Source organism: Tolypothrix sp. PCC 7601 (genome assembly GCF_025677855.1).
Taxonomy (GTDB): Bacteria; Cyanobacteriota; Cyanobacteriia; order Cyanobacteriales; family Nostocaceae; genus Aulosira; species Aulosira diplosiphon.
In genome coordinates, this window is record NZ_CP064879.1 from 8,426,833 (window position 1) to 8,453,205 (window position 26,373).

Sequence of the window (26,373 nt, forward strand, 5' to 3'; positions counted from 1 at the left end):
AGTGGTTAGTTATTAACTAATCACTTATAGATTCCCTCTCTGCGCCTACCCTGCGAAAATGTCTTTGACGAAGCAAAGAATGCAGAGACAAGTATAGTAGACTTCTTGCAGAAGTCGGGAATAGGGGGAAAGGTTGTATATTTTCCCCTTCTCCTTTAACCTTTTCCCACCTCTGGCAAAAGTGCTTTTTGCCAGAGGTATAGTGAATTCAATACTTGTCGGTTAAGGGGAAAAGGGGCAATAAAAAACCTTTAACCCTTACCCTTTCACCTTTTCCCCAAACCAAATTAAGAGTTGAAAATCCTCAACCGAGCAGTATTGATAGTGAATTGTTATCGTCGATATTCATCACCACAATCGCCAATTAACTGATATAAATCCCGTGATTGGCGAGACACTGTATCTATCTTATTTAAATCTTCCTCATCTAAGTTGAAACTAAATATTTTGGCGTTGTCTTCTATATGCTCAGATATGCCTAGCCTTGCACCAACAATCACACCTCCGACAGATGGCTTATCTAAGATATAGCGTACTGCCACATTAGAAATACTGACTTTGTGTTTATCAGCAATAGATTTGAGAGTCGTAAGCAACTCTTGAAATAATTGCCAACCACCCCAAGCATCAATCATATTTTTATATTTTTTCAAGCTAACTGTGGTTAGATCAAATCCTCGGGGTTCTGGTTTACCTAAATGCTTTTCTGAGAGCAAGCCACCACAAACTGTGCCGTAAGTAAATAATTTGATATCGTGCTGTTGACAAAACTCGATCATATTTACTTCTGGACGACGGTCAACTAAAGAAAATTGCACTTGGTTAGAAACTATTTTGATTCCTGCTTCCACAATAATTTGCAGATGTTCAGTATCAAAGTTAGTTAAAGCTAAATGCTTAATTTTGCCCTCAGTTTGCAATTCTGCCATATATTTGAGCGCATCGAGGTAGTTTTTATCTTGATATTCCCACCAATGGAACTGCATTAAATCTAATGACTCCACATCCATCCGGCGGAGGGAAATATTAATATTGTCCTCGACGATTTTTTTGGTCATTTTACCAGGGCGAGGCACCCACTTTGTAAAGGCTTGGATATTAGCTAAAGCTTCTTGACCACGAGTAGCAATAATTTGACGGCGGAATTCCCCAATTAAATCTTCGGCGGGGCCATAATGGTCTGCTAAATCCCAGGTAGTAAAGCCTGCATCTACATATTTGAACATAGTTGCAATTGCGAATTTGGGATTTATGCGTCCATGTCCACCAGAAACTTGCCACATTCCATTTAAGATACGGCAGATATTTAAATCTGGGGTGAATTGCAGATAGCTTGTTGTTGGTAGAGTCACGTTGCTTCGCTCCGAATTCTAAATTCAAAATTAAAGACATTACGGATAAATCTGGGGTTTTAATTAATGTTGGTTCACGGTTTTTTCTAAATGAATTTACGGGATTGTATCCTTATTTTCTTAGGTCACTTGGGAAGGATGAATTATAAATTAACGCCAGTCTTTTGCAGATTGCTCTAAAACATAAGCCGCAACATCTTGTATTTGCTCTGCAGTGAGGCGGTCTTTATAAGCTGACATATTATTTTTACCATTGGTGACAATGGATGATATTGCCTCTAGAGAATCCATACCATATTTCTTGAGAGCTTTTTTCTTTAAGGTCTTACCACGCCTGACAATATTACCACCGTTAATATGACAGCCCACACAATGAACCTCGAATATTTGTGCGCCATTAACTAAATCTGCTGCATGAGCAGAAGATGTGAAAATACTTGTCAAGCTTAAACAAGTAATCAATAGCAACTTTATGAGTTTGTTTAATTGCTTTTTCATATAATCAACATCATTTTTTACTTATATCAACTGGCATTTTATAAAGATTCAAAATCTGAAGTAAAGCCAACAAACTGCTGACATTCTTCCACAAAAGACTCAGCGTCACTCACATCCTCAATTTTGTATACCATAATTCGCTGACCATCTGGCATTTTTTTAGAAGTAATGCAATTACCGGAATATTTATCTGCTAGTGCTTTAAATTCACTACCATAGATTTTCCATGCTTGACCAGAACAAGTGATATTTACTTTCCACATAAGAGCTTTATTTGCGTATCAACAAATATTCATCATCTCACAAAAGGGAATTTGTGAAAAATCCAGTCATTTTCTGTCTAAAGGAAGTGCCCGACTCCAAAAGGCTACACCATAATGTGAATAGAGGATGATATCTAGAAAATTTTATCCAAATTACCTAAATACCCAGAGTTGAAAATGGCTAGTAATATCAAAGAGAAAATTCAAGCAGACTTGCAACAAGCTAAAGAAACTGGACAGCTAAGAAGCGATCGCATTAGAGAAATTGTGAAAGCCGCAGTATCTCAAGTCAGTTCTGAATTTAAGACGGGTTCTATAGAACTGCGTACTATTGTGAAAGATGCACTTTCGGCTGTCATTGAAACTTTCCAAGAAAGAGGTAGCGAAATCAAAGAAGAAGTAACAGCTTCTATTGAAGGTGTATTGGAAGGTGTGAATAGCCACCGACATGAAAACATCGCTAAAACTCAGACAGAAATTAAAAAGCTACAGTCTCAACTAGATAGTGAAGAAGAACAACTCCAAAAAGATGTTGATGTAATTTTGGCTGAGATTGAAGAGACTGGTAAGGAAACTTCTACTTCCACAAAGACTGTGCTTGATTCTGTCATTGATGGGATTAAAGATAGTGAAGAAGCAGCTTTGCTCAAGAAGCGCTATGCTCAACTGCAAGCACAACTAGCTATTGTGAGAGCTAATTTAGCTGCGCGCTACGGCGGACGTTCAGAAGAAGTTAAAGATTACTTGGAAGACGCAAAGCATTGGTATAATCAAGCTCGTCCCCAAGCCGAAAACATCGCTACTCAAGTTGAACAGAAGCGATCGCAGCTCGATGATAAACTGGGTGAAGCTGGAAGTGCGATCGCGAAAAAGGAACGTCAGCTAAAACAGGCTTTAAGAGAGTTGCTATTAGCGGCGGCAGAATTATTTAAGGACAAAGATAATACTGCTGATAAGCACAAACTTCCCCCTGCTTAATACCTTTGCTTATTTTCCATCATAGATATATATCCCTGGCTGATTAAATAAGTTGGGGATATTGTTTTATGTGTAGAAAAATTTTCAGTAATGCACTGCATTATCTAATACCAATTCAAATAATGTTTGCGACAGATAAATTCTTTGTAAGGGCACGGCATCCGCAATCTTTTGGCATATCAAATATCTTACTGGTGCCGTGCCCCTACCTATCTTTCGCGTTTTTTTTCCCAAATGGTATAAGCTATGTCCGGTGGGTTACGCCAAGGCTAACGCACCCTATATATAATTGCACTCTAGCAAGATTTATAACCCCGGATTTTTCAAAAAATTGGGGGTTTGGGTGACAACTTTTGTTTAATTGAAATTATTTAAAACAGAAAATTAGGGTGGAGAAATGCCACCCTAATATTACTTTGATTGAGAGGAGAAATTCGATGAAACCCTGATACCGTAGCCCGAAAATCAAAAATTAAAAGTCACAATTTAAAAAGGCTTTTATTTGGGAATTGATGACTGTTCTAAATAGGAGCTTTTATTTCTGGCTGAATTGTGTTTAACTACAAAATTAATTTAACCAGTGTCATTTTGAATAATGGATATGTAAATTGGTAATGGTAATTACTTGTCGAGAATTAGTTAATACTCATTACCAATTTAGCAGTGTTAGTAGATGCCATCCTGTCTGTTTAATTGCTCCTCATGCTTGGCAATTACCCAAACTGCATGAATACTACCGGGAAGCCAACCTAACAATGTGAGCAAGATGTTAATGATCAGAGTTGGGCCAATACCAACTTCTAGAAAAACTCCTACGGGGGGTAACAACAGACCAAGAAGTAAGCGTGTTAATTTCATGGATTTGATTCTAATGATTGATGTGGGTACTTGCGTTTGTATGATTGTCACCGAATTATTAAATCTACTTACGGAATTAAATTAATTCGACGACTGCTAATTGATAGCGAAGCATGAGAGCAGTAGTATCTCTACCATAACTGCTTATTAGCTGGAGGGTAATTCTCCCTTGTTATTTGCATTTCCACTACCTAAAGCCAGGTTCTTTTCTGCAAAGTAGTTGTTAATGAAGGTGTTAGCAAAAGAGAGAATTACTGGCCCCAAAATAAAAGCGAGAATTCCGTGAGCAGAAAAACCAGGAACTAAGGCTGCTGCTATAGCGAAACAAATGCCGTTAACTACCAGCGAAAAAGCACCAAAGCTTAAGAAATTAAGCGGCATAGATAAGGTAGAAAGTACTGGCTTAACTGAGCCATTAATCAAACCAATCACTAATGCTGCAATTATTGCGGCAGGGAAATTAGCAATATTAACGCCTGGTACAACTAAATCTACTATTAATAGACTCAAAGCTGTTGCTATTGCTGTTAAAAATGGCCCTAACATTGTTTTTACCTCAGAAACAGTTGATTAAGCGTGTGAACTTCATGTCACTATCATGAACTAATCAAGCTGTTGGTACATCAATAAGAGGATAGATTCTTGTTCTATCGTTTGGATGAAAAATTCGGCTGTAATTTTACCATTTGATAGTTTTCTGCTAAAATTCTTAATTATGATGGAAAATTCTATGTAATCCAATTTATAAAGAAAACCTTAACTTTTGACAATTGATTTATATCTGAAGCTCTGAGTATTTAGTTTATAAATAAATTCCAAAATCTCTAATTAAAACAAATTATTGCTTATAGTAAAGCGAAGATTTATATAAAACTTGTTCTTGATGGGTTTCGAGAGTGCAATCAGAGGTGGGATAAGTCACGCAGGTAACAATATAGCCAGCTTGTATTTCCTGGGGACGAAGAAATTTCTGCTCACTTTGATCGACTTCGCCACTAATGAGTTTGGCAACACAGGCAGAACATTCGCCTTGCTTACAACCAGATGGTAGGCGAATACCGTTGTCTTCTGCTATGTCGAGAATATATTGATCATCTGGTACTTGAATAGTGCGGTCTAACCCCATTGTCGAGTTGATGAGTCGAACTTGATAAACTGCCATATTTTATTACCCATCAGGTAAGATACTTTGAATTCTTGGTGGTGCGTTGCGCTGCGCGACAACGCACACTACGACTAGCCTTGTCTTACGGCTTTCATTGACAAACTAATTCGCTTCAATTTCTCATTGACTTCTAGTACTCTAACTTTCACAACTTGTCCAACTTTGACAATCTTTTTGGGATCTTCAACGAATCTATCCGCCAGTTGGGAGATGTGTACTAAGCCATCTTGATGTACGCCGATATCTACAAACGCACCAAAGTTAGCGACATTGGTGATGATACCTTCTAATTCCATTCCCTCTTGTAAATCTTTGATTTCTGTAATTCCTTCTTTGAAAGTGGCATATTTAAACTCAGCACGAGGATCTCTACCGGGTTTTTCGAGTTCGCTGAGGATGTCGCGCAGTGTTGGTTCGCCTACAGTATCGGTGACGTATTTTTTAAGGTTAGCCTTTTGGAGTTTAGCGGCGATTTGGGTTACCTGATTTAATGGTACGTTGAGGTCAGATGCGATCGCTTCTACTACAGAGTAACTTTCTGGATGCACGGCTGTATTATCCAAGGGATTTTCACCGTTGCGAATCCGCAGGAACCCTGCTGCTTGTTCAAAGGCTTTTGGCCCTAGTTTTGGCACTTTTAACAATTGACGGCGATTTTTAAAGGCTCCGTTCTCGTTGCGATAGGTAACAATATTATTGGCAACTGCTGGGGTAATTCCCGAGACAAAAGTTAAAAGTTCCTTAGAAGCCGTGTTTAAGTCTACACCGACATAGTTGACGCAGCTTTCTACAGTTTCATCTAACTTTTTCTTGAGCAACTTTTGGTCAACATCGTGCTGATATTGTCCTACACCAATCGATTTGGGATCAATTTTCACCAGTTCCGCCAAGGGATCTTGTAACCGCCGACCGATGCTAATGGCACCACGTACGGTAACATCTAAATCGGGAAATTCTTCTAGTGCCACTTTACTAGCAGAATATATAGATGCACCCGATTCATTTACCATTACCTTTGTCGGTTTGCGTTCCATAGCTTGCAGTACTTGGGAGACAAACTCTTCAGTCTCACGGGAAGCTGTACCGTTACCAATGGCAATTAATTCAATTTTGTACTTTTCAATGAGATTTTTGAGAGTTTGTGCAGCTTTAGTTCGTTGTTCTGCTGCTTGATGGGGAAATACCGCTTGATATTCCAAAAATTTCCCTGTTTGGTTAATTACTGCTACTTTACACCCAGTTCTAAACCCAGGATCAATTGCCAAAGTTGGCTTCATCCCTGCAGGTGCAGATAATAGCAATTCCCGTAAATTCGTTTCAAAGGTTTTAATCGACTCAAAATCAGCGTAGGCTTTCTTTTCGGCTATTACTTCTCCCATTAAAGAAGTTTTCATCAAGCGATTAAATGCATCTTTAATCATCCCTTGGTAAAAATCGCGAATAGCACGGACTTTGGTTTTAATTTCCTGAGATTCGAGGTAGGAAAGTACGATATCTTCATCAAAGGCGATTTCAAAATTTAATACTCCCTCTGCCTCACCCCGACACAAAGCCAAGATATTATGAGGTGCAATATTTTTCACCTTAGCTTGATAGTTGCGGTACATTTCAAATTTCGTTGTGCCTTCCGGATGTTCATCTTTAATCCGAGAGGTAAATATCCCCGATTCTAATAAGTAATCCCGAATATATGCCCTTGATTCGGCTCTTTCGGCAACTTCCTCCGCTAAGATATCAGATGCACCTTTGAGCGCTTCTTGTGCAGATTTTACGCCTTGAGTTTCCGAAATATATTTAGCTGCTTCTGTTTCTAAAGAAGCAGACACAGGATTTTTCACATTCAATGATTTAATAAATTCTGCCAGTGGTTCTAAACCTTTCTCTCTGGCGATAGTAGCGCGGGTGCGGCGCTTTTGTTTATATGGTAAGTATAAATCCTCAAGTTCTGTTTTTTGTAAACTAGAAGTAATCTGCGCTTTTAGTTCATCAGTGAGTTTACCTTGATTGGCGATCGCATTTAGAATTACCGCTTTTCTTTCTTCTAATTCTGTTAAGTATGTATACCTATCCGATAAATTACGCAATTGAACTTCATCCATTTCATTGGTGCGCTCTTTTCGGTAGCGTGCAATAAAAGGGATTGTTGCACCCTCTGCTAAAAGTTCCAGCGCATTTTGCACCTGATAAAGTTTAAGGTCTAGTTCAGTTGCCAGTAATTGAGGAATGTTCAGCATTGAGTGTCTAAATCAAAAACTTAAATTTAGTAGGTAATTATGCTATATCGTTCGGCAGATGCCAGCACAATAGCGTTAAGCTAATTTACCAGATGATTATCAAATATGAATTTTTTACATGATTATTTTACATACTCTGTTGTAAGGTAATCTTACAGAGAGGTAAAATAAACCAATTGTCAACAACAGATTTAATCTGTTTATATCAACGTTACACCTTTGATTTCAGAGGTTAGGAAAAATGGCTTTGTTTTTTTTGGTTCCACTATGTACCGCTTTGATAACTGGCTATTTTGTTAAACAATCTACTGATGAAATAGCATACATCGCTGGTGTATTTGGATTCATTTGTTTTATTTTGAGTTTGGTATTAGCACCTTGGCAAATCCAGCTATTATTGCTGATTGTAGTCCTGCTAGGTACTAACAGGCTCTTGTCTAAGCAATGATCTGCTTACAGGATGCTAGGAAAAAACAACATAGCTGATGAAACAAATTAATACATAGAACCGAAACAAATCTCTACTTAATATAAAGTCGCACAGCCTAGAAATTAATCTTTATTCCTTTGGGCTTAAAAATGCTGTGTATTGGTTTTTGAATGATTTGTCTTGTGTCCCACTGCTTGCCCTTTTCTCTATTTTGGATGGGGTTAAATTGTGTGTGGGCACTTTTTTGTTTGCACTTGTTTCCTTAACTGCAAGTGCCACAAAATTATTATACCTAAATATTAGTGTTGTGCCAAGCTAGTAATTAATAATTCGTAATTTGTAAGATTCGCAGAAGCAGAAGCAGAGGAGAGAGATTTTCAGACTCTCATTTGTAAATAATCATATAATTGTCTAGGTATAAAAATAGGGAAAGATGCAGCGTGAATTAGATTAAGGGATATTAATAGATAAAATGCTGGTGGAAATATCCCAATTAATCTAAAATTCTCCATAATTATCGATAAAAGTAAATTATGAACTGCTTAGAGGTTGAGCATACAGATGCTGCTAACATCACTTCCTACACCTGAACTACGACATCAATATTTCTCTGTCCTTTGTAGGCAAAGAATTGAGAATAGTCCAATTACCAATCACCAATTACCCATTACCTGCATCGATGAGGCTACTTGAGGAAAAAATATGACAGCGCACATCCTTTTAGTTGAAGATGAAGTTAAGCTGGCGCGATTTGTGGAATTGGAATTGAATAGTGAAGGATATCAAGTAAGTGTAGCCAATGATGGTATCCTCGGCTTGACCTTGGCAAGAGACTTGTCTCCGGATTTAGCAATTCTCGATTGGATGCTACCAGGGCTTACGGGTTTAGAAATCTGTCGTCGTTTGCGCGCCACTGGTAACTCAATGCCGGTGATCTTATTAACAGCCAAAGATGAAGTTAGTGATCGCGTGGCTGGTTTAGATGCTGGTGCTGATGATTATGTAGTTAAACCATTTAGCATCGAAGAACTATTGGCGAGAATTCGCGCCCATCTCCGCCGCACCCAAGAAACAGATGAGGATGTTTCCCAGTTTGAGGATTTGAGTTTAAACCGTCGCACTCGTCAAGTCTTTCGCGGTAAACGGGCAATTGAGTTAACCGCAAAAGAATTTGACCTGTTAGAGTATCTCATGAGTCATCCCCGCCAGGTGTTTACTAGAGACCAAATTCTCGAGAAAGTTTGGGGTTACGACTTTATGGGAGATTCTAATATTATTGAAGTTTATATTCGCTATTTACGCCTGAAATTGGAAGAAAATAAAGAAAAACGCTTAATTTATACTGTGCGTGGTGTTGGTTACTCATTACGAGAGTAGAGCAAAAGGTAAATAGCCGGGATGAAACTGAACTATATAAATTTTTTACGGGAACGTTTAAGGGTTTTACCTTGGTTCACTTTTCCTTTAAATTTCTGATATGGAAAAAATTGCTGATGTGATTAAAAGTGCGATCGCACTTTTAATTATCAAGCAAGTACATGGCTATATAGGTGAAATTTGACTACTGAATGTCTGCATTGCATTTCAGAAATACTTCTTTGGTGGGTTGTATTCTCAACAGTCTGCTTCAACGATAAAAGATGAAGTTTGTTTACAGCCTGTAACATTAAATGGTCGTAGCTAGTATGGCTTGATCAGCTTGAAACAGCCTTCTATTAAAGGTTTTCAAGCTCAATTGATATAACAAAGCTTAAATTTCCTACAACTATTAGTATAAAAAGTTGCCGTCATCTACCTTTAGGTTAGATAAAGTGTTCTTGATGCTGAAATGCAATACTTTATACAAAATTCACAGATATATGTATGGTTTTTACAAAGGCTTTACGCCTGTCCGAGTTTTTACTTAAATAATGGAAGGGTATGCAAAAATCAGGTGGGCATCTGCATGTGATTGCTGAGTAATAACTTCTCAATTTGAGATTTCCCCCAGGCTTGACAGCAGGGACAGGAAGACAGAATTTTGGATGATGGATTTTACAGCAAGTCTAAGCAGAAGCTACCTTTGCTTATAACTTTGCAACACAAGTTTTTTAGTTGAGCTACTTTGGTCTTAGGGAAATACCAACAGAAGCAAGTGGCGTTAAGATTAGGGTCTTTTACCATTTTTTAAATCTCAATCTTTCAATCCAAAATCTGTCTTGAAAAGTTTGCTAAATTCGGGAAACCCACGCAACTTTTCTGTATAAATTTGGGTCACAGCATAACAACTCAGCAGATGAATGTTTACCAACTTCAAAAGAGTCTAATGTATGCAATTCATTAGGACATTTTGCAGATGGCAAAAACCTGATACCAATCATTTTTAATGGAGACAATCATGGCTTTTAAAACAATAGGGCTGGGATTAGCCTTAACTTGCGGCACCTTTGCTGTAAGTAATACTGTTAATGTTTCATCCGCTCAAGCATTTTCATTAGGCAGAGTTAATATTGCTGGTTCAGCTAATTTTGTAAACGGGGCGGAGAAAAATCCAGCTGCTACTGACACAATTAAATTCGATGCCACTGATGCTACAGTTAAAAAGTCATCAAATGGTATGTTTGCCGGTTATATTGGGCAAAACGTTACCATATCCGACATTGCTTTGAAATTAATCAGCTATACTTCCTCAGGAGACGGATCAGTAGCTAATTACTCAGGACAAGCAAACAACCCATTCATTCAATTTGCTGATGGGCTGATTTTTAATATATCTAACCCATTTGAAGTTACTAAAACATCCAGTGGAACATTTGCCTTTGGCATTATGCCAAAATTTACTGGTTCATTTGTTAAAGATAAGACTTTTTTAGGCAACGGGCTTCTGACTGTTAACCAAATCCAATCAGATGGATCTTTCTCTATGACTGCTGAAGCAGTTCCCGAGCCTTTCACCATTTTAGGCTCGGTAACAGCTTTAGGCATGGGAGTTGTGTTGAAGAAGAAGCAAATTCAAAAGCTAAAAAAAGAAAAGGTAACAGCTTAATTCCTAATTTCAAAGGCTCTAATAATGAGTAGTTGAAATTCCAGAAATCCCGAAATGCTGTTATTTACGTGGATTATCATAGTTGCATCTCACCATTGCTCTACCCAAAGAAAGAACGCCACTTCTCTGTATTTCGCTTTGTAGTTTTATGGGATTTACTGCCATATTGCACTAATTGACGAAATGCTGTAATCAGCAGGTGATTCAAGTACTTGATAGTTACAGGGTGTATTTTCTTCAAGATTCAATCAAGCCCTGAGAAATAAGAAAATACATCAAGCAAGTTCTAATTATTTACACAAGTTCCTATCTATCACCAATTAATTTTCTCAAGATATGCAGCAATTAAAGTTTGATATTATCAGTGCTTTCCCGGCTAATAATTAATCGCAAAATCGATAAGCCCAAAATTATCAAGAATAACACTAGCCCAATTGTGCAGGCATAGCTAATTTCTAAATTAGTGAATGCTTGCTCATATAAATAGTAAACTATAGTTTTTGAACTATTAAGTGGCCCTCCCTGGGTCATGATATATACTTCTTCAAATACTTTGGTGGCTGATATGGCAGAAATCACCGCTACCAAAGCTAAATATGGTTTCATTAAAGGGATTGTAATATCCAGATGTTTGCGAATACCATCGGAACCATCAATAGCTGCGGCTTCGTAGACATCGCCAGGAATGGATTGCAGTCCAGCTAAGTAAATTACCATGTAATAGCCTAAGCCTTTCCAAATAGTCACAGCCATTACACTTGCCAAAGAAATTGGCAGAATGCCAAAAATTTTATTAGGGCTAGTTAACCAAGGAATTCCTTCGGGAAACATTCCCAAGGCTTTGAAAAATTGATTCAGTAAGCCATTTTCTGCATAAAGCCATTTCCATGCTATACCAGCAACAATCATAGAAATGACTACTGGTGTATAGTATGCAGCTCGAAACCAATTCATTCCCCTAAGTTTTTGATTAACTAAAATAGCTAACCCCAAAGGCGCAATTACAAGAATTGGCACTACACCGACAAGATAAAGAAAAGTATTGGTTAAAGTTTGCCAAAAAACAGCATCTTTCCACAGCTTGAGGAAGTTAGCAATACCTATCCATTGCGGCGGTTGGGAAATATCTTCATAGCTAGTAAAACTCAAATAAAATGCTTGCAATGCAGGCCAAAAAACGGTTAACCCTAAAATTAGTAAGGCGGGTAGCAAAAATAAATAAGGGGTTAGCCTCTGTTTGATTAACACCCAATCTTTAGATGACAATTGATTCATAGAAGGATGAAAGATGAATTAAAGGGCTGGCGTTTGACGTAAGGATACCCAACATCGAAATAAGCTGTTCCACATTTAACTTGCAGATATTGGGCGGGCAAGATGCCCAACGCCACAAGAAATATACAATTTCAGATTCTGCAAACTAGATTTGGTTTAGCTTTCAAGATCTATGTTGGGTTGCGCTGCGCTTAACCCAACCTACATCTGCTAACGACGCTAATTTATATTACACGAGTCAGATTTCGGGTCAGCCCCACACTAAGAACTTCACAGGGAAATGTCAGTGGTGGTTCAATACAGTTTGGTGAAGGGGGAAAAGGATTGAATTCACCCTTACCCTTTTCCTAAATTACAAGGGAGATGCAAAATACTGATACGAACCGTATTGAGTGATGTTTGAGAATCTTGATGAACTTTTAAGCAGTGATGACATTTGTAATACAAATGTAGTATAATACAAGTGAGATTGCTCTAAAGCCTAATAGGAATAGGCTGAAACTGTTTATTGCTTGAGCAAAAGGATATTTTATGATTCCCCGAGAACGCATCCGCAATATTGGTATTTCTGCTCATATTGACTCTGGTAAAACTACATTATCAGAGAGAATTCTCTTCTATACAGGCAGAATCCACGCCATTGAGGAGGTGCGGGGAGGCGGCAAGGGTGCGACGATGGATTTTATGCCAGAGGAAAAATTGCATGGCATTACAATTACCTCTGCCGCTACCACCTGTCAATGGCACGATACGCAAATCAACTTAATTGATACACCGGGACACGTGGATTTTACGATAGAAGTTGAGCGTGCTTTGCGGGTATTGGATGGGGCGGTAATGGTGCTGTGTGCTGTAGCAGGCGTACAGTCCCAGTCGATTACCGTCGATCGCCAGATGAAGCGATATCGTGTGCCGCGTATAGCATTTATCAACAAAATGGATCGCATTGGTGCTAATCCGTTTCGGGTAGTGCAAGCAATGCGCGATCGCTTACAGTTAAATCCTTTGTTACTTCAGTATCCTATCGGTAGTGAAGACAAATTTCTCGGGGTTATTGACCTCATAGAAATGCAAGCTTCTTACTTTGAAGGCGAAAACGGCGAAAATTGGATAAAAACGACAATTCCTGATGCACTGCTGGCAGAAGCGCAACAAGCAAGGGAAAAATTACTGGATGCTTTGTCACTATTCTCCGAACCCATGACGGAGATGCTATTAGAAGGTAAAGAAGTTCCCCAAGAACTTATTTGGCAAACCATTCGCCAAGCCACCTTGAGTTTGCAACTCACACCTGTACTTCTGGGTTCAGCATTCAAAAACAAAGGTGTGCAGAACTTGTTAGATGCGATCGCCCTTTATCTCCCATCTCCCATAGATAGGGAAGTCGTCAAAACGGTAGAGTCTGTCAACCTTTACCCCAATCCTGACGATCCCTTAGTCGCCTTGGCATTTAAACTGACTGTGGAGTCCTTTGGACAGTTAACCTATACCCGAATTTATTCGGGAACTCTCAAACAAGGCGATACTGTATACAACTCCCGCACCGGACAACGAGTGCCAATTGGCCGCTTGGTGAGAATGCACGCTAACAAGCGCGAAGAGGTGAAATTTGCGGAAGCTGGCGATATTATCGCTCTATTGGGCGTAGATTGTGCCTCTGGTGATACCTTCTGTGGTCAAGAGCCACTGATATCTTTAGAGAAAATGTTTGTCCCAGACCCAGTAATTACACTGGCTGTTACACCCAAAAAACAAGAAGATAGCGATCGCCTTTCTAAAGCCCTCAACCGCTTCCAAAAAGAAGATCCCACCTTCAAACTCAGCATTGACCCAGAATCAGGGGCAACTTTGATTTCTGGTATGGGCGAACTGCACCTAGAAATCTACCTAGAGCGCATTCAACGGGAATATAACACTGAGGTATACGTTGGTACACCCGCAGTCGCATATCGCGAAACCATTGGGCAAAAGACGCGCTTCGATTACCGACTGAAAAAACAAACTGGGGGTTCTGGACAATACGCCCATGTCACAGGCTGGATTGAACCGACAGATGAACCGTTTGTATTTGAAAGCAAGGTAGTTGGCGGAGTAATTCCCAAAGAATTTATTCCCGCTTGCGAGAAAGGCTTCCGTGAAGCCATGCAATCAGGCCGTTTGGAAGGTTATCCCGTCACAGGGATAAAAGTTGTGCTAGAGGGCGGTTCATTTCACCCCATTGACTCCTCCGAATTGGCATTCCGATCAGCATCCCATCAAGCTTTGGATGAAGCGATCGCCAAAGCCAAACCCTACATCCTCGAACCAATTATGTTGGTAGAGGTGGAAACACCCAACGAGTATTTAGGTAGAGTCCAGGGGGATCTCTCCTCCCGTCGAGGCTTGCTATTAGGTTCCGAAACCATGCAAGCATACTCTATCATTCGGGCAGAAGTACCCCTAGTACGAATGTTTGGTTATTCTACAGACTTGCGATCGCAAACTGCGGGAATGGCAACTTTCACGATGGAATTTGCTTGTTATCGGCAAGCAAGTACGTAATTTTGTTGATGGTTGACGGTTGACGGTTGACTGTTGACTGTTGACTGTTGACGGTTGACGGTTGACGGTTGACGGTTGACTTGTTCTCATACTTATAGATGTCAAAAGGGCACAAACAATGCTGTGCCCTTTCTCATCTGTAAAAACTCAAGACTTGTACCAATTGTCTAAAATTCGGCACCTAGCTACTTACGAATTACGAATTAGTATTACTGTCCCAATACTGCTCGGTTAAGGATTTTCAACTCGGAATTGGGTTTGGGGAAAAGGTTAAAGGGTAAGGGTTAAAGGTTTTTTCTTGCCCTTTTTCCCCTTCCCCTTTTACCCTTAACCGACAAGTATTGATTACTGTCCCAATTCCTTAATATTATTCATCACCTGTTGGTACAAATCCTTGTTACCCTCACTTTGAAAAATATCTGCGGCTTGTTGTAAGTCTTTGAGTGCGCCTGGTTTATCGCCTTGGGCGGCGCGGGCGTTTCCACGGTTATTGTAGGCGGGGCCAAAGTTAGGATTGATGCGGATAGCTTGATTGTAGTCAGAGATTGCGCCCTGTTGGTCTCCCTTAGCAGCGCGGAGATTGCCACGATTATTGTAGGCGATCGCATATCTGGTATTGATGCGAATAGCTCGATCAAAATCTTCTAGCGCGCCGTTGCGATCGCCTGTGGTAGCACGAGCATTGCCACGATTATTATAAGCTTCCGCATAACTAGGAGCGAGACGAATTGCTTCGTTATAATCTGCGATCGCGCCTTTATTATCTCCGATTGAGGCTTTGGCATTAGCGCGGCTATTGTAGGCTTCGGCATCATTAGGATTAATCTTCAGCGCCTCGTTATAATCTGCGATCGCTTCTTGTTTCTTTCCCGCGTCAAATTTAGCCAATCCCCGCGCTTTGAACGCTACACCATATTGGGGATTCAGGCTAATTGCTTGATCATAGGATGCGATCGCTGCTTCTGAGTTACCTTTAGCGTGTTGACTTTGCCCTTGAAGATAAAATTCCACTGCCTTTGATGTTTTGGCTGGGCGACGGCTGGGGGGAGTTACGCCAATTTCTGTTACTAATACATTACTATTTTTACTACAGGAAAGGTTAGTAATTGTACTCAATATTGTTAACAAAGCTATGGTAAATGCTCTGCCTAACCTTGTCCACTCTCGATCAAATAATTGCAGTTTCATACGTCGTTTTAATCCGCCACCCTCCCTAAATTCATGCTGACTAACTTTAGCTATATCTGGAAATAGTGATTAATTGTAAATGCATCTAGCAATCCCATCTAATTTATGAATCTTACCTTTTTAATGTAGATGTGAAGCGCCAATAACGCCAAGTAAAGGAAGAGAAAGGCGATTGCATAAGTCGTCAATAACTGCTATTTACTCTAGGTTTAGATACAGGATGAAGTATAAATTTGCCGCCTCAGCTTTCCCACTTATTTCATCTTTTTCTTGCGTAGATGTGACTAATATTTGCTGCTATAACACTCTATGTAGCATCCTATTAGACCCAGAGTGGCTGTTTACAGACAAAATAAAGTATAAAAACTGTTATTTTCCCCATCATATATTTAGTTCTCGCTTGCACAAAGTTATGTTATACGCTGCGAGTCCTATTTTTGCCGCTTTTCATTATACGTTTTAAAGCCAATTAAATTAAAATTTTTATTATTTTCACAAAATCTTTATCTATATAAAATTTCCAGTTAGAGAGCCGCATACACTTAAATTTACGTGTATCTATGAGAATGAATGAGAATGTTATACCAAATCAAAAAATGTTTGCGACGCATCAATATATTCCAGAGGGCGCAGCACGCCGTGCCCCTACAATCTGTCACATTCTTTTTTCCAATTGGTATTACTCAACAAAAAAACAGAACAATCATTTTGGAGGGGGTTTGGGGGACGCAACCGTCACCCAATCGGGGGTTTGGGGGAGAATCCCCCCAATTCTTCTGGCTTCTTTAATAAGTGATACCAAATCAAAAAATGTTTGCGACGCATCAATATATTCCAGAGGGCGCAGCACGCCGTGCCCCTACAATCTGTCACATTCTTTTTTCCAATTGGTATTACTCAACAAAAAAAACAGAACAATCATTTTGGAGGGGGGTTTGGGGGACGCAACCGTCACCCAATCGGGGGTTTGGGGGAGAATCCCCCAATTCTTCTGGCTTCTTTAATAAGTGATACCAAATCAAAAAATGTTTGCGACGCATCAATATATTCCAGAGGGCGCGGCACGCCGTGCCCCTACAATCTGTCGCATTCTTTTTTCCAATTGGTATTACTCAACAAAAAAACAGAACAATCATTTTGGAGGGGGTTTGGGGGACGCAACCGTCACCCAATCGGGGGTTTGGGGGAGAATCCCCCAATTCTTCTGGCTTCTTTAATAAGTGATACCAAATCAAAAAATGTTTGCGACGCATCAATATATTCCAGAGGGCGCAGCACGCCGTGCCTCTACCATCTGTCACATTCTTTTTTCAAATTGGTATTAGATTTTAGATTTTAAATTAATTAGTTGCATATACCATTATCTGTCAGTAGCTTTGTTGCTATTGAAGTAACTATATTATTTAAAAATAAATGTAACTCCGTAATTTTTTAATCGCTCTCAGCCGCGCTTTCTGGACTTTTCGGTGTTAAACGCCAAGAGGTAGTTTCATCCACCTCTACAGAGAGTTGTTCTAGGTTTGTACCTAAATCTTTTTGCAATTTCTGAGTCAGGGGGATGGGAAAATCTAAATCAATACCTGCGGTTTCTACTAGCCTCATGAGTTCAGTAAATGCAACTTTTACTGTTTTGCGCTCATATTTAGTCAGCTTGCAATATGATGTTTCCGAGACATTTTGTATCTGCATAGCTTTTTTAATGCGTTCTTGCAGATGCTCTAACTCAGAGTTTAATATATGATGCTGCTGTTCAATTTCCGTATATCTGGCACCAAGTAATGCTAAATCTTCTGTAGCCGGATCGGGATTCGTTTGGGATTGCAACTCTAATAATTTTAAATGTACCTGAGCAAGATATATACAATCTAAATACGCATAATCAATTTGTGAATCAGTGAGAGGACGCTGTCCCCAATCACTAATTTGCTCTTCTTTATCAATATTATTAAAAGCGCAAAGTACCGTAGCTAAAGTTTGTAGTTGATAGTTAGGTACTGGCAAAAGATAGTAAGGGATTTTTTTAGCGATTTCTAAGGTACAAGTAACATTTTTAGCTTGCTTATTACCCAGAAATTTCAAATCGTAACTAGCATTATGAAATACCTTTTCAATACTAGGATTGAGCATAATGCTGTCAATAAATTCCCCCACGATTTCAGGTTTTCCTAGAACATCCAAAAGATAAACGCGATCGCCACTCATATCTGAAGGATCATCTAATACCTGAATAAGCGAGAGTTTCGGTTGACGACTTTTATAATCAGCGACTTCTGTATCAATCCAGAGAGTTTTAGCGTTGGTATATTTAGCAATAATGGCGTAAATGTCCCTGGCGTAAGTAAGATAGGGCATGGGCTAAAATTTCCTCGGATTTACAGATACTTCAATTAAAATAATGGAATTTTGGGGCATTGGTAATTGGAATGCCTCTTATTTTCTAATACGGCTCAGTTAAGCTCATTAGCGATTGATTTGTCACTTATTAAAGAAGCCAGATCAATTGGGGGATTCTCCCCCAAACCCCCGATTGGGTGACGGTTGCGTCCCCCAAATCCCCTCCAAAATTATTGTTCGGTTTTTTTGTTGAGTAACTAGTTTTTGGTTTTGTTATCAATGTAATTTTCTTCACTGAACTGTATTTTCTTATTGTCACCTTGTCCCCTGTGTCCCCTCATCTTCCCCTGCTCGCCAAAGCGATAACTATTTACTGGGTAATCTCTAAAACCGTCCGCCGCAACTCTGGGAAAACTTTAGATACTTTACTCAGCACATAATCCCCATAGGTTCCTTGAAAGTCGTGAACGCTAGACTGATCCCAACGTTCTGCGCGATCATCTTTGGCTATTACCCCATCTAGGGGAATTGGCTTTACCTCGACATCAAAGTTGGGATCGAAAAAGAAAGGGAACGAAAGGCGATCGCGTCCTGATAAATTCTGCACCCGATGAGGCGTTGAACGATACAAACCTCTAGTCATGCGATCAAGCATATCGCCAATATTGCAGACAAAGGAACCGGGAATTGGCGGCGCAGCTACCCAGCGCGATCGCGATTTAACTTGCAATCCGCCGGAATCATCCTGTTTGAGGATAGTTAAAACGCCGTAGTCTGTATGTTCACCCACACCCCAGCGATTTTCACCATCAGCAGGTGACAAATCTGGGGGATAGTTAAAAATCCGAAATAAGGTGAGGAGATCTGATGTATAACGTTCAGCAAAATAAGCTGCTTCTAGCCCTAAGCTCAGAGCAATACCAGCCATTAAAATGTGCCCTAGTTGAGTCATCGCCTCCATATATTCCAGCACGGTTTCGCGGAATAAAGGGATATTCTCGGGGAAGAGATTAGCACCATGCATAGGGGTATTTGCTTGTACGAGTGGGTGATTGTTTCCTAGTTCTGCACCAAAATAAATACCTTCTTTGATATCAGGCTTACCCGATGTGAGTTCGCCCCCAACTGGGAAATACCCCCGCCAAGCTTTACCACCCAAAGCCATACGGATTGCCATTTTAGTTGCTAAATCCTGGGCAAAAAACTGGCGGCTGAGTTGTTCTAGCCGTTGCTGCAAGCCTTCATCTACACCATGTCCCACAATATAAAAAAATCCGCACTCACGACAAGCTTGCCCAATTTCCGATGCTACTTGTAGGCGATCGCCTTTTCCACAAACCAAGGCGCTAATATCAATTAGCGGCACTTGTGAAAATCCTTCATCCACAACTTGTAAGCTATTCATGCTACTGTCCTCCTCGTTGTGTGCTGTGAAATTTTTTCATTGGGACTTTCTTCTTCAACTATGTATCAATCCAAAATCTAAAATTGAATGATTCGCGCTATTCTGTTTGATTTAGATGGAACTTTACTAGATAGAGATGCTTCTATCCAACATTTTATTGCTCATCAATATGACCGATTTCCGGCGGAATTAGCTAAAATTGCCAAGCCCGATTATATTAGCAGATTTATCTAATTAGATTGCCGTGGGTACGTTTGGAAAGATAAAGTTTACCAAACTCTTGTTAGAGAATTTGGCATTGAAGCGATTTCATGGGCAGATTTGCTTGAGGATTATGAAATAAATTTCATGCATTCTTGTATACCTTTTGTCAACCTGCTAGAGACACTAGAAGCTCTTACTAAAGCAGGATATTTATTAGGAATTATTACTAATGGTCTTGGCAAGTTTCAGCAGCGTACCATTCAAGGTTTAGGCATTGAAAAATATTTTCAAACAATCTTAATTTCAGAATTTGAAGGAGTTCGCAAACCGGATGCAGAAATATTTCTGCGCGCTTTACGTAACTTGAATATACTACCAAATGAAAGCGTATTTATCGGAGATCATCCTCAAACAGATGTGATGGCAATACTTGTCGGTTAAGGGCAAAAGGCGAAGGGGAAAAGGGACAATAAAAAACCTTTAACCCTTACCCTTTCACCTTTTCCCCAAACCAAATTAAGAGTTGACAATCCTTAACCGAGCAGTATTGGATGTGATGGGAGCTAAGAGGATGGGGATGAAAAGTATTTGGAAGAGAGACTTAGGATGGCAAGCACCAGAACATCCGGATGCGATTATTGATGATTTAAGCGAATTGCCTGGGATCGTTGCTTCTTGGTAAATAAAATATATCCGCGCTGCTATCTTAGAGATAAAATTTGAGTAATGTAAACTTGTAAACTTTGAATATTTTTCTATAACTTATATTTATTAATATAAAAAGAAAATATATTTGCTACTACTGATTGAGCAGCATAAATTAGAAATATAGCAATCCTAAATTATCAAAACCAGATTCATTCCCGACTTTAAAATAGTTAGGCTTCTAAATAATTTCTTTTTTATAACTTAGGGAATATTGCTATATCATCCTAAAAATGCAACACACTTTATGAATGCACATATTACTACTAACCAAATCGACTGGAATCCTATTCTCAGCCGAATGAACTATGCCACAGGTCAAAGTTTACCCACTTATCCCGGAGACTTGAAAGCCGCATTACTCAATCATGCCGGACTGACAAGCCATGCTAAGGGTGAGGAAGCGTATCAGCTAGCCAGAGAAATGGCTCGACTGACAACCTTCTGCGATCCAGAAATTGTTTATTGGTTTTCTCGGCTTGTATCTCTGATGAATAATTAAAATTTGGGTGTTGGGAAGCTAGCTGAAAAATGGCCCTAGAGCATGGAAAAGACAGATTTTTATGCTAGATTGTGCCAAAACTGGGCGTGAATGGCTGACTTGACAATGGTAATACAATTTTGGATTGGAAATTACAATACTAATGGCTCAATAGGCACACCGGAGAAAGTGCCAGATGATGCTAAAATGAGGCGATTTAATACTTAATCAGCAATGGCTGTTGAAGGTATAAAAATCTTAATATATTTTTTAGTCAAAAAAAAATACTGACACCGCTAAGGTTTGGATTAGACGAGTCAACCGCCTACAGAATTAATTCTAGGTAGTTCCGGAAATTGGGTGGAAATTACAGAAAAAGTAGATTAGGACTACTTACGAAGTAACCAGCTCATGATCCACCACATGATCGGTAAAGTACTACAAAGGCGTTACCAAATCGTTCAAAGCCTAGGTGCAGGAGTCTTTGGACAAACCTATATTGCCGTAGACATAGATTACCCCGAGAACCCTAAGTGCGTTGTTAAACAGCTCAAGGTGAGCAATTGTCAACCTAGTTACCTGGATGACTTAAGGTTACGTTTTCTCACGGAAACCGAAACTCTCAAGCGTTTGGAATGTCACGACCAAATTCCTCAACTCATTGCTTGCTTTGAGGAAAACGAACGTTTCTATTTAGTGCAAGAGTTTATTGAAGGACATTCATTAACTGAAGAACTACCCATCAATAAAAAATGTGGTGAGATTTGGAGTGAAGTCCAAGTTGTTGAGTTTTTAGAAGATGTTTTAGGAATTCTGGATTTTGTTCACTCTCAGGGAGTGATCCATTGCGATATCAAACCAGAAAATTTAATTAGACGTGCTGCGGATGGCAAATTAGTACTGATTGATTTTGGTTCCATCCAGCCAGTTGATTTTGGCGAGGATACAGAATTACCTATTCAGAATGTTCCGGTTACTTCGTTGGGTTATATCCCACCAGAGCAATTTATTGGTCAAACACAGCCTAATAGCGATATTTATTCTTTAGGTATAATTGCCATCCAAGCTTTAACCGGAATGGCACCATTACAATTTCAATTAGATCCCTATACAAATGAAATTATTTGGCATACTCCTCAAACACAAGTTAACGATTATTTAGCTGCTATTCTCAGCCAAATGATTCGCTACGATTACGAAGACCGCTTCCAATCTGCGGGTGAGGTATTGCAAATAATCCAAGAAATGCGGTGGGAAAATGAGTTACCCCAATTAGAAGCACTATATAGCCTGTCTTTACCACCTGAAGAACCTAGCAATAGCAATATCGTCGCCACTCCTGTAACACCACAGAAGTCTGCGCCATTACTCACAGGAATGAGAGTTGGTTTGGCGGCTAATTCTGTATTGCTGGGATTGGGTGTATATTCCTTATTTACAACTTCTCCAGCCTACTCTGATAAAGAAACTTTATATAAAGCGACAGAAGAATATCAATCGGGAGATTTAGATGAAGCGATCGCACTCGTCAAATCAATTCCCACCCAAAGTAAAATTTATCCAGAAGCTCAAGCCACAGTTGAAGAATGGCAACAGCAATGGCAAGTAGCTGCTGAACAATACCAATTTGCAGAAACCGCCTTCCAAGCTGGTAGATGGTCAGATGTTTTAGCGATCGCGCCTAAAGTTCCTGATATTTTATATTGGCAATCTAAAACAGATAAACTAGTGCAGCAGGCACAAGTCAACATAGAAGCACAATCGCAAGATTTATTAGCTAAAGCTTACGCAAGCGCAAATAATAAAGATTTTGCTACTGCTATCAGCTATTTGCGTCAAATCCCTCAAGAAAGTGCTGCTGGTGCGATCGTGCAGAAAAAATTGGCTGAGTACGATAAAAAGCAGCAAATTCGAGCTACTTACTTTTTACAAAAAGCTTACAACAAAGCCTCTGCTGGTCAATTTGATGATGCGGTCAAATTCCTGCACAAGGTTCCAAAAAATACTACTGTTTACGCACAAGCACAAATGAAACTCAATGAGTATGCACAAAAACAACGTCTGCGCGGCCCAAGTAGTAAAGTAGCTGTATCAAAAGTAAATTCAGCCTCAAGAAAGACACAAGCTGATCCCCATTACTACTCAGCTAGTAAGATTGACAATTTATATTAGTCAATACCCCAAGCTACACGTGCAAAACTCTTTAAATCTCAATAGGGGCGCACAGCTGTGCGCCCTTAATGCTGTGTTAATACAAATTTGAAAAATAATTGATAGCAATTCATGAATGCATTATTCTGACGGGCTGTACGTCCCACAAGATTTATCGAAATTTGTAGATATGCAAAGGTTATAAATCCTTGCTATCAGACAGTTACAGAAATTTCAAACAATATTAACTATCACAATTTGATATTACTTATTTTTCTCTGGCTAGAGTATGTAATTAAATAACAAATATATTTGTCAGTCTTAGCAATCGACAAACATTTTGTTTAAATTTTTTTGAGTATAAAATTCCTCAACTCTTTATTTTCTCACAGTCTCAGCTTGTAGATTAAGGATATTACATATACCAGCTTTGATGCTCAAGCGAGCTATTGTCTAGCATTATACTCATAAGGCAAAGAAAGAGAGGTGCTATGGTGGGTGCTCGCAGAAAATCACAGTTAAAAGCTTTTGAGACATCTATTTTGGAGGCTTTAGACCAGGTAGAACGAGCTACCTCAAAACTGTTTAAGCTGGAAGATATTCTAGAAGCAGTCTGTCAAAACATCCTGGCACTGGGTTTTGATTTTGCCAACATATCTTTAATTTCTCTAGAAAAAAATATTATTGAAGGCGTACATGGAAGTGGTACGGGAGTAGTATGGGCTAATCTGGGCAAACATTACTTGGAACCCGACCCAGAACTCAGAGATATTCAAGCAGATATAGTCCAAACTCAGCAAACTGAAATTATTTCTGGGTGGGACAAACGCTTTGATCGCTGGATTTATCAAGAGTATGGTCATGAAAAGTTAGTTCGTGTATTTACACCCATAGTCTTGGTTCAAGATTATAACGGCAGAGTCATTAAAAATTGGTTTGAGCGTTGTAAATGGCAGAAAATCAACCCTCAATTTGAAGAGAATAGCGAAAGACAACATGAAGTTTACAAATTGCGCCTACCACCAGATCTACAATCTGAGGGGCGCAATCCAGAAGTGATAGTTATCGGTACAGTAGAAGCGGGTTATAGTTCTCCAGAAAGGCGAATTGAGGAACAGATATTATCGCGATTACTACAATATATTGCTCGGCAATCTTTGGATATTTGGCAAGCACAACTACCGAGGGTTTTAGAAACGATCGCAGAGAAAGCCAAACAAATTCTCGATGCTGATGCAGCTACGCTGCATTTTTTATACGAGTCAAATTTAGAACAGGGTCGTTACATTTATGAAGTCTTTTCTGACGGCATTGGGAAGCAATTTCTCAAAGCTTCTCCACCGCGTCATAATGGACTGGGACGACAAGCGATTCAAGCAAAAAAGTACAAGTTTATCCCAGATGTATCTCAAGGTCATGAAAAACTGGAAATGGCAAAGCTTAACCCCCAAGCTTTTTCCTCTGGGATTAAAGCAATGGCAGCTTTTCCGTTGCAGGTTGAGAACAAAGAAGGAATACTTTATGTTCTATTTCGGCGCACCTATATATTGTCTTCACGTAAGCTGCGCTTAGTAGAACTATTTGTCCGACAGTGGGCTGTTGATGCAATTTGGCACACGATCAGAATCCAACAAATGCGTGATGAAGCACGCCAGTTAGCAGCACTCTACTCTGTCACCCAATCTCTCGGTCGCATACCAGAAGATAATCTTTTACATCGTGTTGCTTGGAATACTTTGAATGTTTTAGGTGCAGATGTAGTGAATATTTACGAATATATCCAGACTGAAAGGCAATTTACAACTCCTCCAAAAACAGCAGGAAGATTGAGACAAGAGCAGAAAATGCAAGATGAGATTATTGAACACGATGTACCATTTTTGCTGATTCAACGGGGAGAAAACGTTTATGCTACACAACTGGAAACAGAACCGATATTTCAGAATTCAGCTTTTACTCGTAGAGAAAAAATCCATTCTGCTGCTGGTGTTTTGCTAGAAGCTGATAAAGATATCGTCGGAGTAATGTTTATTAATTACCGCCGACCTCACAGTTTTTCTGAAGATGAGAAAAAGATGATTGAAACTCTGGCTTCTTCAGCTGCGATCGCCATTAAAAATCAACGCTGGCTAGCAACTCTCAGTGATGTTGATCGCAAGATTATCACGACTCTAGATCAAAAGGAACTCCTGAAGCTGATTGTACAGCGCGCAGTGCAGATTTGTGGTGCTGATGTCGGTAATATCCGCTTACTAGATCCTAGCCAGCAGGAGCTAGTTACTAAAGCTAAGTATGCTGTCAATCGTTTCATTGACCTCATCGAAAGACGCAATAGTATATATGAAGGAATTACAGGTTGGGTAGCCAGAAATCGCCAGTCAGCATTGGTAAATAACGTCCAAACCGATCCGCGTTACCAAGCTTACTTTCCCAATATCCGTTCGGAGTTATGTGTGCCACTCCTAGACAAAGATAAGCACTTACTAGGTGTACTGAACGTAGAAAGCCAGTATATTTCTGCTTTCAACCAGAGACACCAGCGAATGTTAGAAGCCTTAGCAGACCAAGCAGTAATTGGGATTCAAAACTTAGAAAACAAAAGACAACTGGTGAATATGGAAACAATGGTCACTTTGGGTGATTTAGCTGGCCCGTTAGTGCATCGTATGAATAATGATGTGGGTGCAATCCGAGTCTGGGCGCAAGATATTTTGGATGAAGGTGATGAGAATAGCAAAAATAAAGCACAGCGAATTGTATCAAGAGCAGATAAGGTTTTGCAAAGTGCGGAACGAATGACAATTTGGATTCAAGAAAAGCCTCGTGCCATTGATTTATCTGACATAGCGGTAAATGCACTAGCTAGAATGTCCATACCTACTAACATCACTACATATATAGAAATAGCAACTGATGTACCCAAGGTATTAGGTGGTGAACAGCAATTAATATATGTTTTTGATAACTTAATTCAAAATGCTGTGGAAGCAATGCCCCAAGGTGGTAGGGTATCGATTATTGGCACTAGTGTCCAAAGAGAAATACAGTGTTTGGTAGAAGTGCGAATATGTGATACTGGCGTAGGTATCGCTTACGAAAATCTAGAAAAGATTTTCCAGCCTGATTACACCACCAAAACAGCGAGAAGAGGTATGGGTTTCGGATTGTGGTGGACAAAATTATACGTAGAACGTTTAGGAGGTTGTTTAAATGTGAATAGCGTACTCAATCAAGGGACTAATTTTATTATGATCTTGCCAGTCTATAAACCAGAAACTTAAGCAGA

At 39.5% G+C, this 26,373-nt stretch carries 19 protein-coding genes and 1 pseudogene; 9 read left to right on the forward strand and 11 right to left on the reverse strand.

Features of this window, described 5'->3' with window-relative positions; all coding sequences use genetic code 11:
• Positions 1 to 332: 332 nt before the first annotated feature.
• From HG267_RS34225 to HG267_RS34235, 3 genes are all read right to left on the reverse strand, one after another.
• Positions 333 to 1,352, reverse strand: coding sequence for an aldo/keto reductase (locus HG267_RS34225; protein WP_045870249.1), 1,020 nt, complete (start codon positions 1,350 to 1,352; stop codon positions 333 to 335).
• A gap of 150 nt (positions 1,353 to 1,502) precedes the next feature.
• On the reverse strand, positions 1,503 to 1,850 hold the full coding sequence (gene petJ / locus HG267_RS34230; protein WP_045870248.1) for a cytochrome c6 PetJ: 348 nt from the start codon (positions 1,848 to 1,850) through the stop codon (positions 1,503 to 1,505).
• Between the two features lie 38 nt (positions 1,851 to 1,888).
• Entirely contained in the window at positions 1,889 to 2,113 is a 225-nt protein-coding gene (locus HG267_RS34235; protein WP_045870247.1) for a hypothetical protein, read from the reverse strand.
• A 177-nt stretch (positions 2,114 to 2,290) separates the two neighbouring features.
• Here HG267_RS34235 and HG267_RS34240 point away from each other — a divergent pair, with 177 nt between their 5' ends.
• On the forward strand, positions 2,291 to 3,091 hold the full coding sequence (locus tag HG267_RS34240) for a hypothetical protein (protein ID WP_045870246.1): 801 nt from the start codon (positions 2,291 to 2,293) through the stop codon (positions 3,089 to 3,091).
• A gap of 666 nt (positions 3,092 to 3,757) precedes the next feature.
• Here the strand turns inward: HG267_RS34240 and HG267_RS34245 are convergent.
• The 4 genes from HG267_RS34245 to HG267_RS34260 form a co-directional block, all read right to left on the reverse strand.
• Complete coding sequence (locus tag HG267_RS34245) at positions 3,758 to 3,949, reverse strand: YqaE/Pmp3 family membrane protein (RefSeq protein WP_045870245.1); 192 nt, start codon at positions 3,947 to 3,949, stop codon at positions 3,758 to 3,760.
• Positions 3,950 to 4,096: 147 nt separating this feature from the next.
• Complete coding sequence (locus HG267_RS34250; protein ID WP_045870244.1) at positions 4,097 to 4,495, reverse strand: phage holin family protein; 399 nt, start codon at positions 4,493 to 4,495, stop codon at positions 4,097 to 4,099.
• 292 nt (positions 4,496 to 4,787) lie between these two features.
• The gene (locus HG267_RS34255; protein WP_045870243.1) at positions 4,788 to 5,111 is read right to left on the reverse strand and encodes a 2Fe-2S iron-sulfur cluster-binding protein; all 324 of its coding nucleotides are present in this window, start codon (positions 5,109 to 5,111) and stop codon (positions 4,788 to 4,790) included.
• A gap of 74 nt (positions 5,112 to 5,185) precedes the next feature.
• Complete coding sequence (locus HG267_RS34260) at positions 5,186 to 7,348, reverse strand: Tex family protein (RefSeq protein WP_045870242.1); 2,163 nt, start codon at positions 7,346 to 7,348, stop codon at positions 5,186 to 5,188.
• A 1,132-nt stretch (positions 7,349 to 8,480) separates the two neighbouring features.
• On the opposite strand from HG267_RS34260, the gene HG267_RS34270 reads away from it, so the two are divergent.
• Together HG267_RS34270 and HG267_RS34275 are read left to right on the forward strand one after the other, a co-directional pair.
• Complete coding sequence (locus HG267_RS34270) at positions 8,481 to 9,155, forward strand: response regulator transcription factor (protein WP_045870240.1); 675 nt, start codon at positions 8,481 to 8,483, stop codon at positions 9,153 to 9,155.
• Between the two features lie 1,000 nt (positions 9,156 to 10,155).
• Positions 10,156 to 10,803 carry a PEP-CTERM sorting domain-containing protein gene (locus HG267_RS34275; protein ID WP_045870239.1) on the forward strand — a complete coding sequence of 216 codons (648 nt, stop codon included), beginning with the start codon at positions 10,156 to 10,158 and terminating at the stop codon, positions 10,801 to 10,803.
• 345 nt (positions 10,804 to 11,148) lie between these two features.
• Here the strand turns inward: HG267_RS34275 and HG267_RS34280 are convergent, their stop codons facing one another.
• Positions 11,149 to 12,078 carry a carbohydrate ABC transporter permease gene (locus HG267_RS34280; protein ID WP_045870238.1) on the reverse strand — a complete coding sequence of 310 codons (930 nt, stop codon included), beginning with the start codon at positions 12,076 to 12,078 and terminating at the stop codon, positions 11,149 to 11,151.
• A 531-nt stretch (positions 12,079 to 12,609) separates the two neighbouring features.
• Here HG267_RS34280 and fusA point away from each other — a divergent pair.
• Positions 12,610 to 14,619, forward strand: coding sequence for an elongation factor G (fusA, locus tag HG267_RS34285; RefSeq protein WP_045870237.1), 2,010 nt, complete (start codon positions 12,610 to 12,612; stop codon positions 14,617 to 14,619).
• Between the two features lie 345 nt (positions 14,620 to 14,964).
• Here fusA and HG267_RS34290 read toward each other — a convergent pair whose 3' ends face one another.
• The 3 genes from HG267_RS34290 to HG267_RS34300 all read right to left on the reverse strand — a co-directional run bounded on the left by HG267_RS34290 (position 14,965) and on the right by HG267_RS34300 (position 19,546).
• Positions 14,965 to 15,807 carry a tetratricopeptide repeat protein gene (locus HG267_RS34290; protein ID WP_045870236.1) on the reverse strand — a complete coding sequence of 281 codons (843 nt, stop codon included), beginning with the start codon at positions 15,805 to 15,807 and terminating at the stop codon, positions 14,965 to 14,967.
• A 1,431-nt stretch (positions 15,808 to 17,238) separates the two neighbouring features.
• Entirely contained in the window at positions 17,239 to 18,159 is a 921-nt protein-coding gene (locus HG267_RS34295; RefSeq protein WP_045870234.1) for a 3'-5' exonuclease, read from the reverse strand.
• A gap of 352 nt (positions 18,160 to 18,511) precedes the next feature.
• A complete protein-coding gene (locus tag HG267_RS34300) occupies positions 18,512 to 19,546 on the reverse strand; it encodes an isopenicillin N synthase family dioxygenase (protein ID WP_045870233.1) in 1,035 nt (344 codons plus the stop codon).
• A gap of 87 nt (positions 19,547 to 19,633) precedes the next feature.
• Between HG267_RS34300 and HG267_RS34305 the strand changes: the two are divergent.
• The 5 genes and pseudogenes from HG267_RS34305 to HG267_RS34325 all read left to right on the forward strand — a co-directional run bounded on the left by HG267_RS34305 (position 19,634) and on the right by HG267_RS34325 (position 26,368).
• Positions 19,634 to 20,191 (forward strand): annotated as a pseudogene (locus HG267_RS34305) (HAD family hydrolase).
• Between the two features lie 82 nt (positions 20,192 to 20,273).
• Positions 20,274 to 20,432, forward strand: a complete 159-nt coding sequence (locus HG267_RS34310; RefSeq protein WP_263420003.1) for a hypothetical protein — start codon at positions 20,274 to 20,276, stop codon at positions 20,430 to 20,432.
• A 270-nt stretch (positions 20,433 to 20,702) separates the two neighbouring features.
• Positions 20,703 to 20,957 (forward strand): hypothetical protein, encoded by a 255-nt coding sequence (locus tag HG267_RS34315; RefSeq protein WP_045870232.1) that lies wholly within the window; start codon positions 20,703 to 20,705, stop codon positions 20,955 to 20,957.
• A 390-nt stretch (positions 20,958 to 21,347) separates the two neighbouring features.
• A complete protein-coding gene (locus HG267_RS34320) occupies positions 21,348 to 23,108 on the forward strand; it encodes a serine/threonine-protein kinase (protein ID WP_045870231.1) in 1,761 nt (586 codons plus the stop codon).
• 470 nt (positions 23,109 to 23,578) lie between these two features.
• Positions 23,579 to 26,368, forward strand: a complete 2,790-nt coding sequence (locus HG267_RS34325) for a GAF domain-containing protein (protein WP_045870230.1) — start codon at positions 23,579 to 23,581, stop codon at positions 26,366 to 26,368.
• Positions 26,369 to 26,373: the final 5 nt, after the last annotated feature.

Excerpts from the sequence above, each read along its gene's own strand:
- petJ (WP_045870248.1), bottom strand. The coding sequence starts at position 1,850 with ATGAAAAAGCAATTAAACAAACTCATAAAGTTGCTATTGATTACTTGT.
- HG267_RS34235 (WP_045870247.1), bottom strand. The coding sequence starts at position 2,113 with ATGTGGAAAGTAAATATCACTTGTTCTGGTCAAGCATGGAAAATCTAT.
- HG267_RS34240 (WP_045870246.1), top strand. The coding sequence starts at position 2,291 with ATGGCTAGTAATATCAAAGAGAAAATTCAAGCAGACTTGCAACAAGCT.
- HG267_RS34245 (WP_045870245.1), bottom strand. The coding sequence starts at position 3,949 with ATGAAATTAACACGCTTACTTCTTGGTCTGTTGTTACCCCCCGTAGGA.
- HG267_RS34250 (WP_045870244.1), bottom strand. The coding sequence starts at position 4,495 with ATGTTAGGGCCATTTTTAACAGCAATAGCAACAGCTTTGAGTCTATTA.
- HG267_RS34255 (WP_045870243.1), bottom strand. The coding sequence starts at position 5,111 with ATGGCAGTTTATCAAGTTCGACTCATCAACTCGACAATGGGGTTAGAC.
- HG267_RS34260 (WP_045870242.1), bottom strand. The coding sequence starts at position 7,348 with ATGCTGAACATTCCTCAATTACTGGCAACTGAACTAGACCTTAAACTT.
- HG267_RS34270 (WP_045870240.1), top strand. The coding sequence starts at position 8,481 with ATGACAGCGCACATCCTTTTAGTTGAAGATGAAGTTAAGCTGGCGCGA.
- HG267_RS34275 (WP_045870239.1), top strand. The coding sequence starts at position 10,156 with ATGGCTTTTAAAACAATAGGGCTGGGATTAGCCTTAACTTGCGGCACC.
- HG267_RS34280 (WP_045870238.1), bottom strand. The coding sequence starts at position 12,078 with ATGAATCAATTGTCATCTAAAGATTGGGTGTTAATCAAACAGAGGCTA.
- fusA (WP_045870237.1), top strand. The coding sequence starts at position 12,610 with ATGATTCCCCGAGAACGCATCCGCAATATTGGTATTTCTGCTCATATT.
- HG267_RS34290 (WP_045870236.1), bottom strand. The coding sequence starts at position 15,807 with ATGAAACTGCAATTATTTGATCGAGAGTGGACAAGGTTAGGCAGAGCA.
- HG267_RS34295 (WP_045870234.1), bottom strand. The coding sequence starts at position 18,159 with ATGCCCTATCTTACTTACGCCAGGGACATTTACGCCATTATTGCTAAA.
- HG267_RS34300 (WP_045870233.1), bottom strand. The coding sequence starts at position 19,546 with ATGAATAGCTTACAAGTTGTGGATGAAGGATTTTCACAAGTGCCGCTA.
- HG267_RS34315 (WP_045870232.1), top strand. The coding sequence starts at position 20,703 with ATGAATGCACATATTACTACTAACCAAATCGACTGGAATCCTATTCTC.
- HG267_RS34320 (WP_045870231.1), top strand. The coding sequence starts at position 21,348 with ATGATCCACCACATGATCGGTAAAGTACTACAAAGGCGTTACCAAATC.
- HG267_RS34325 (WP_045870230.1), top strand. The coding sequence starts at position 23,579 with ATGGTGGGTGCTCGCAGAAAATCACAGTTAAAAGCTTTTGAGACATCT.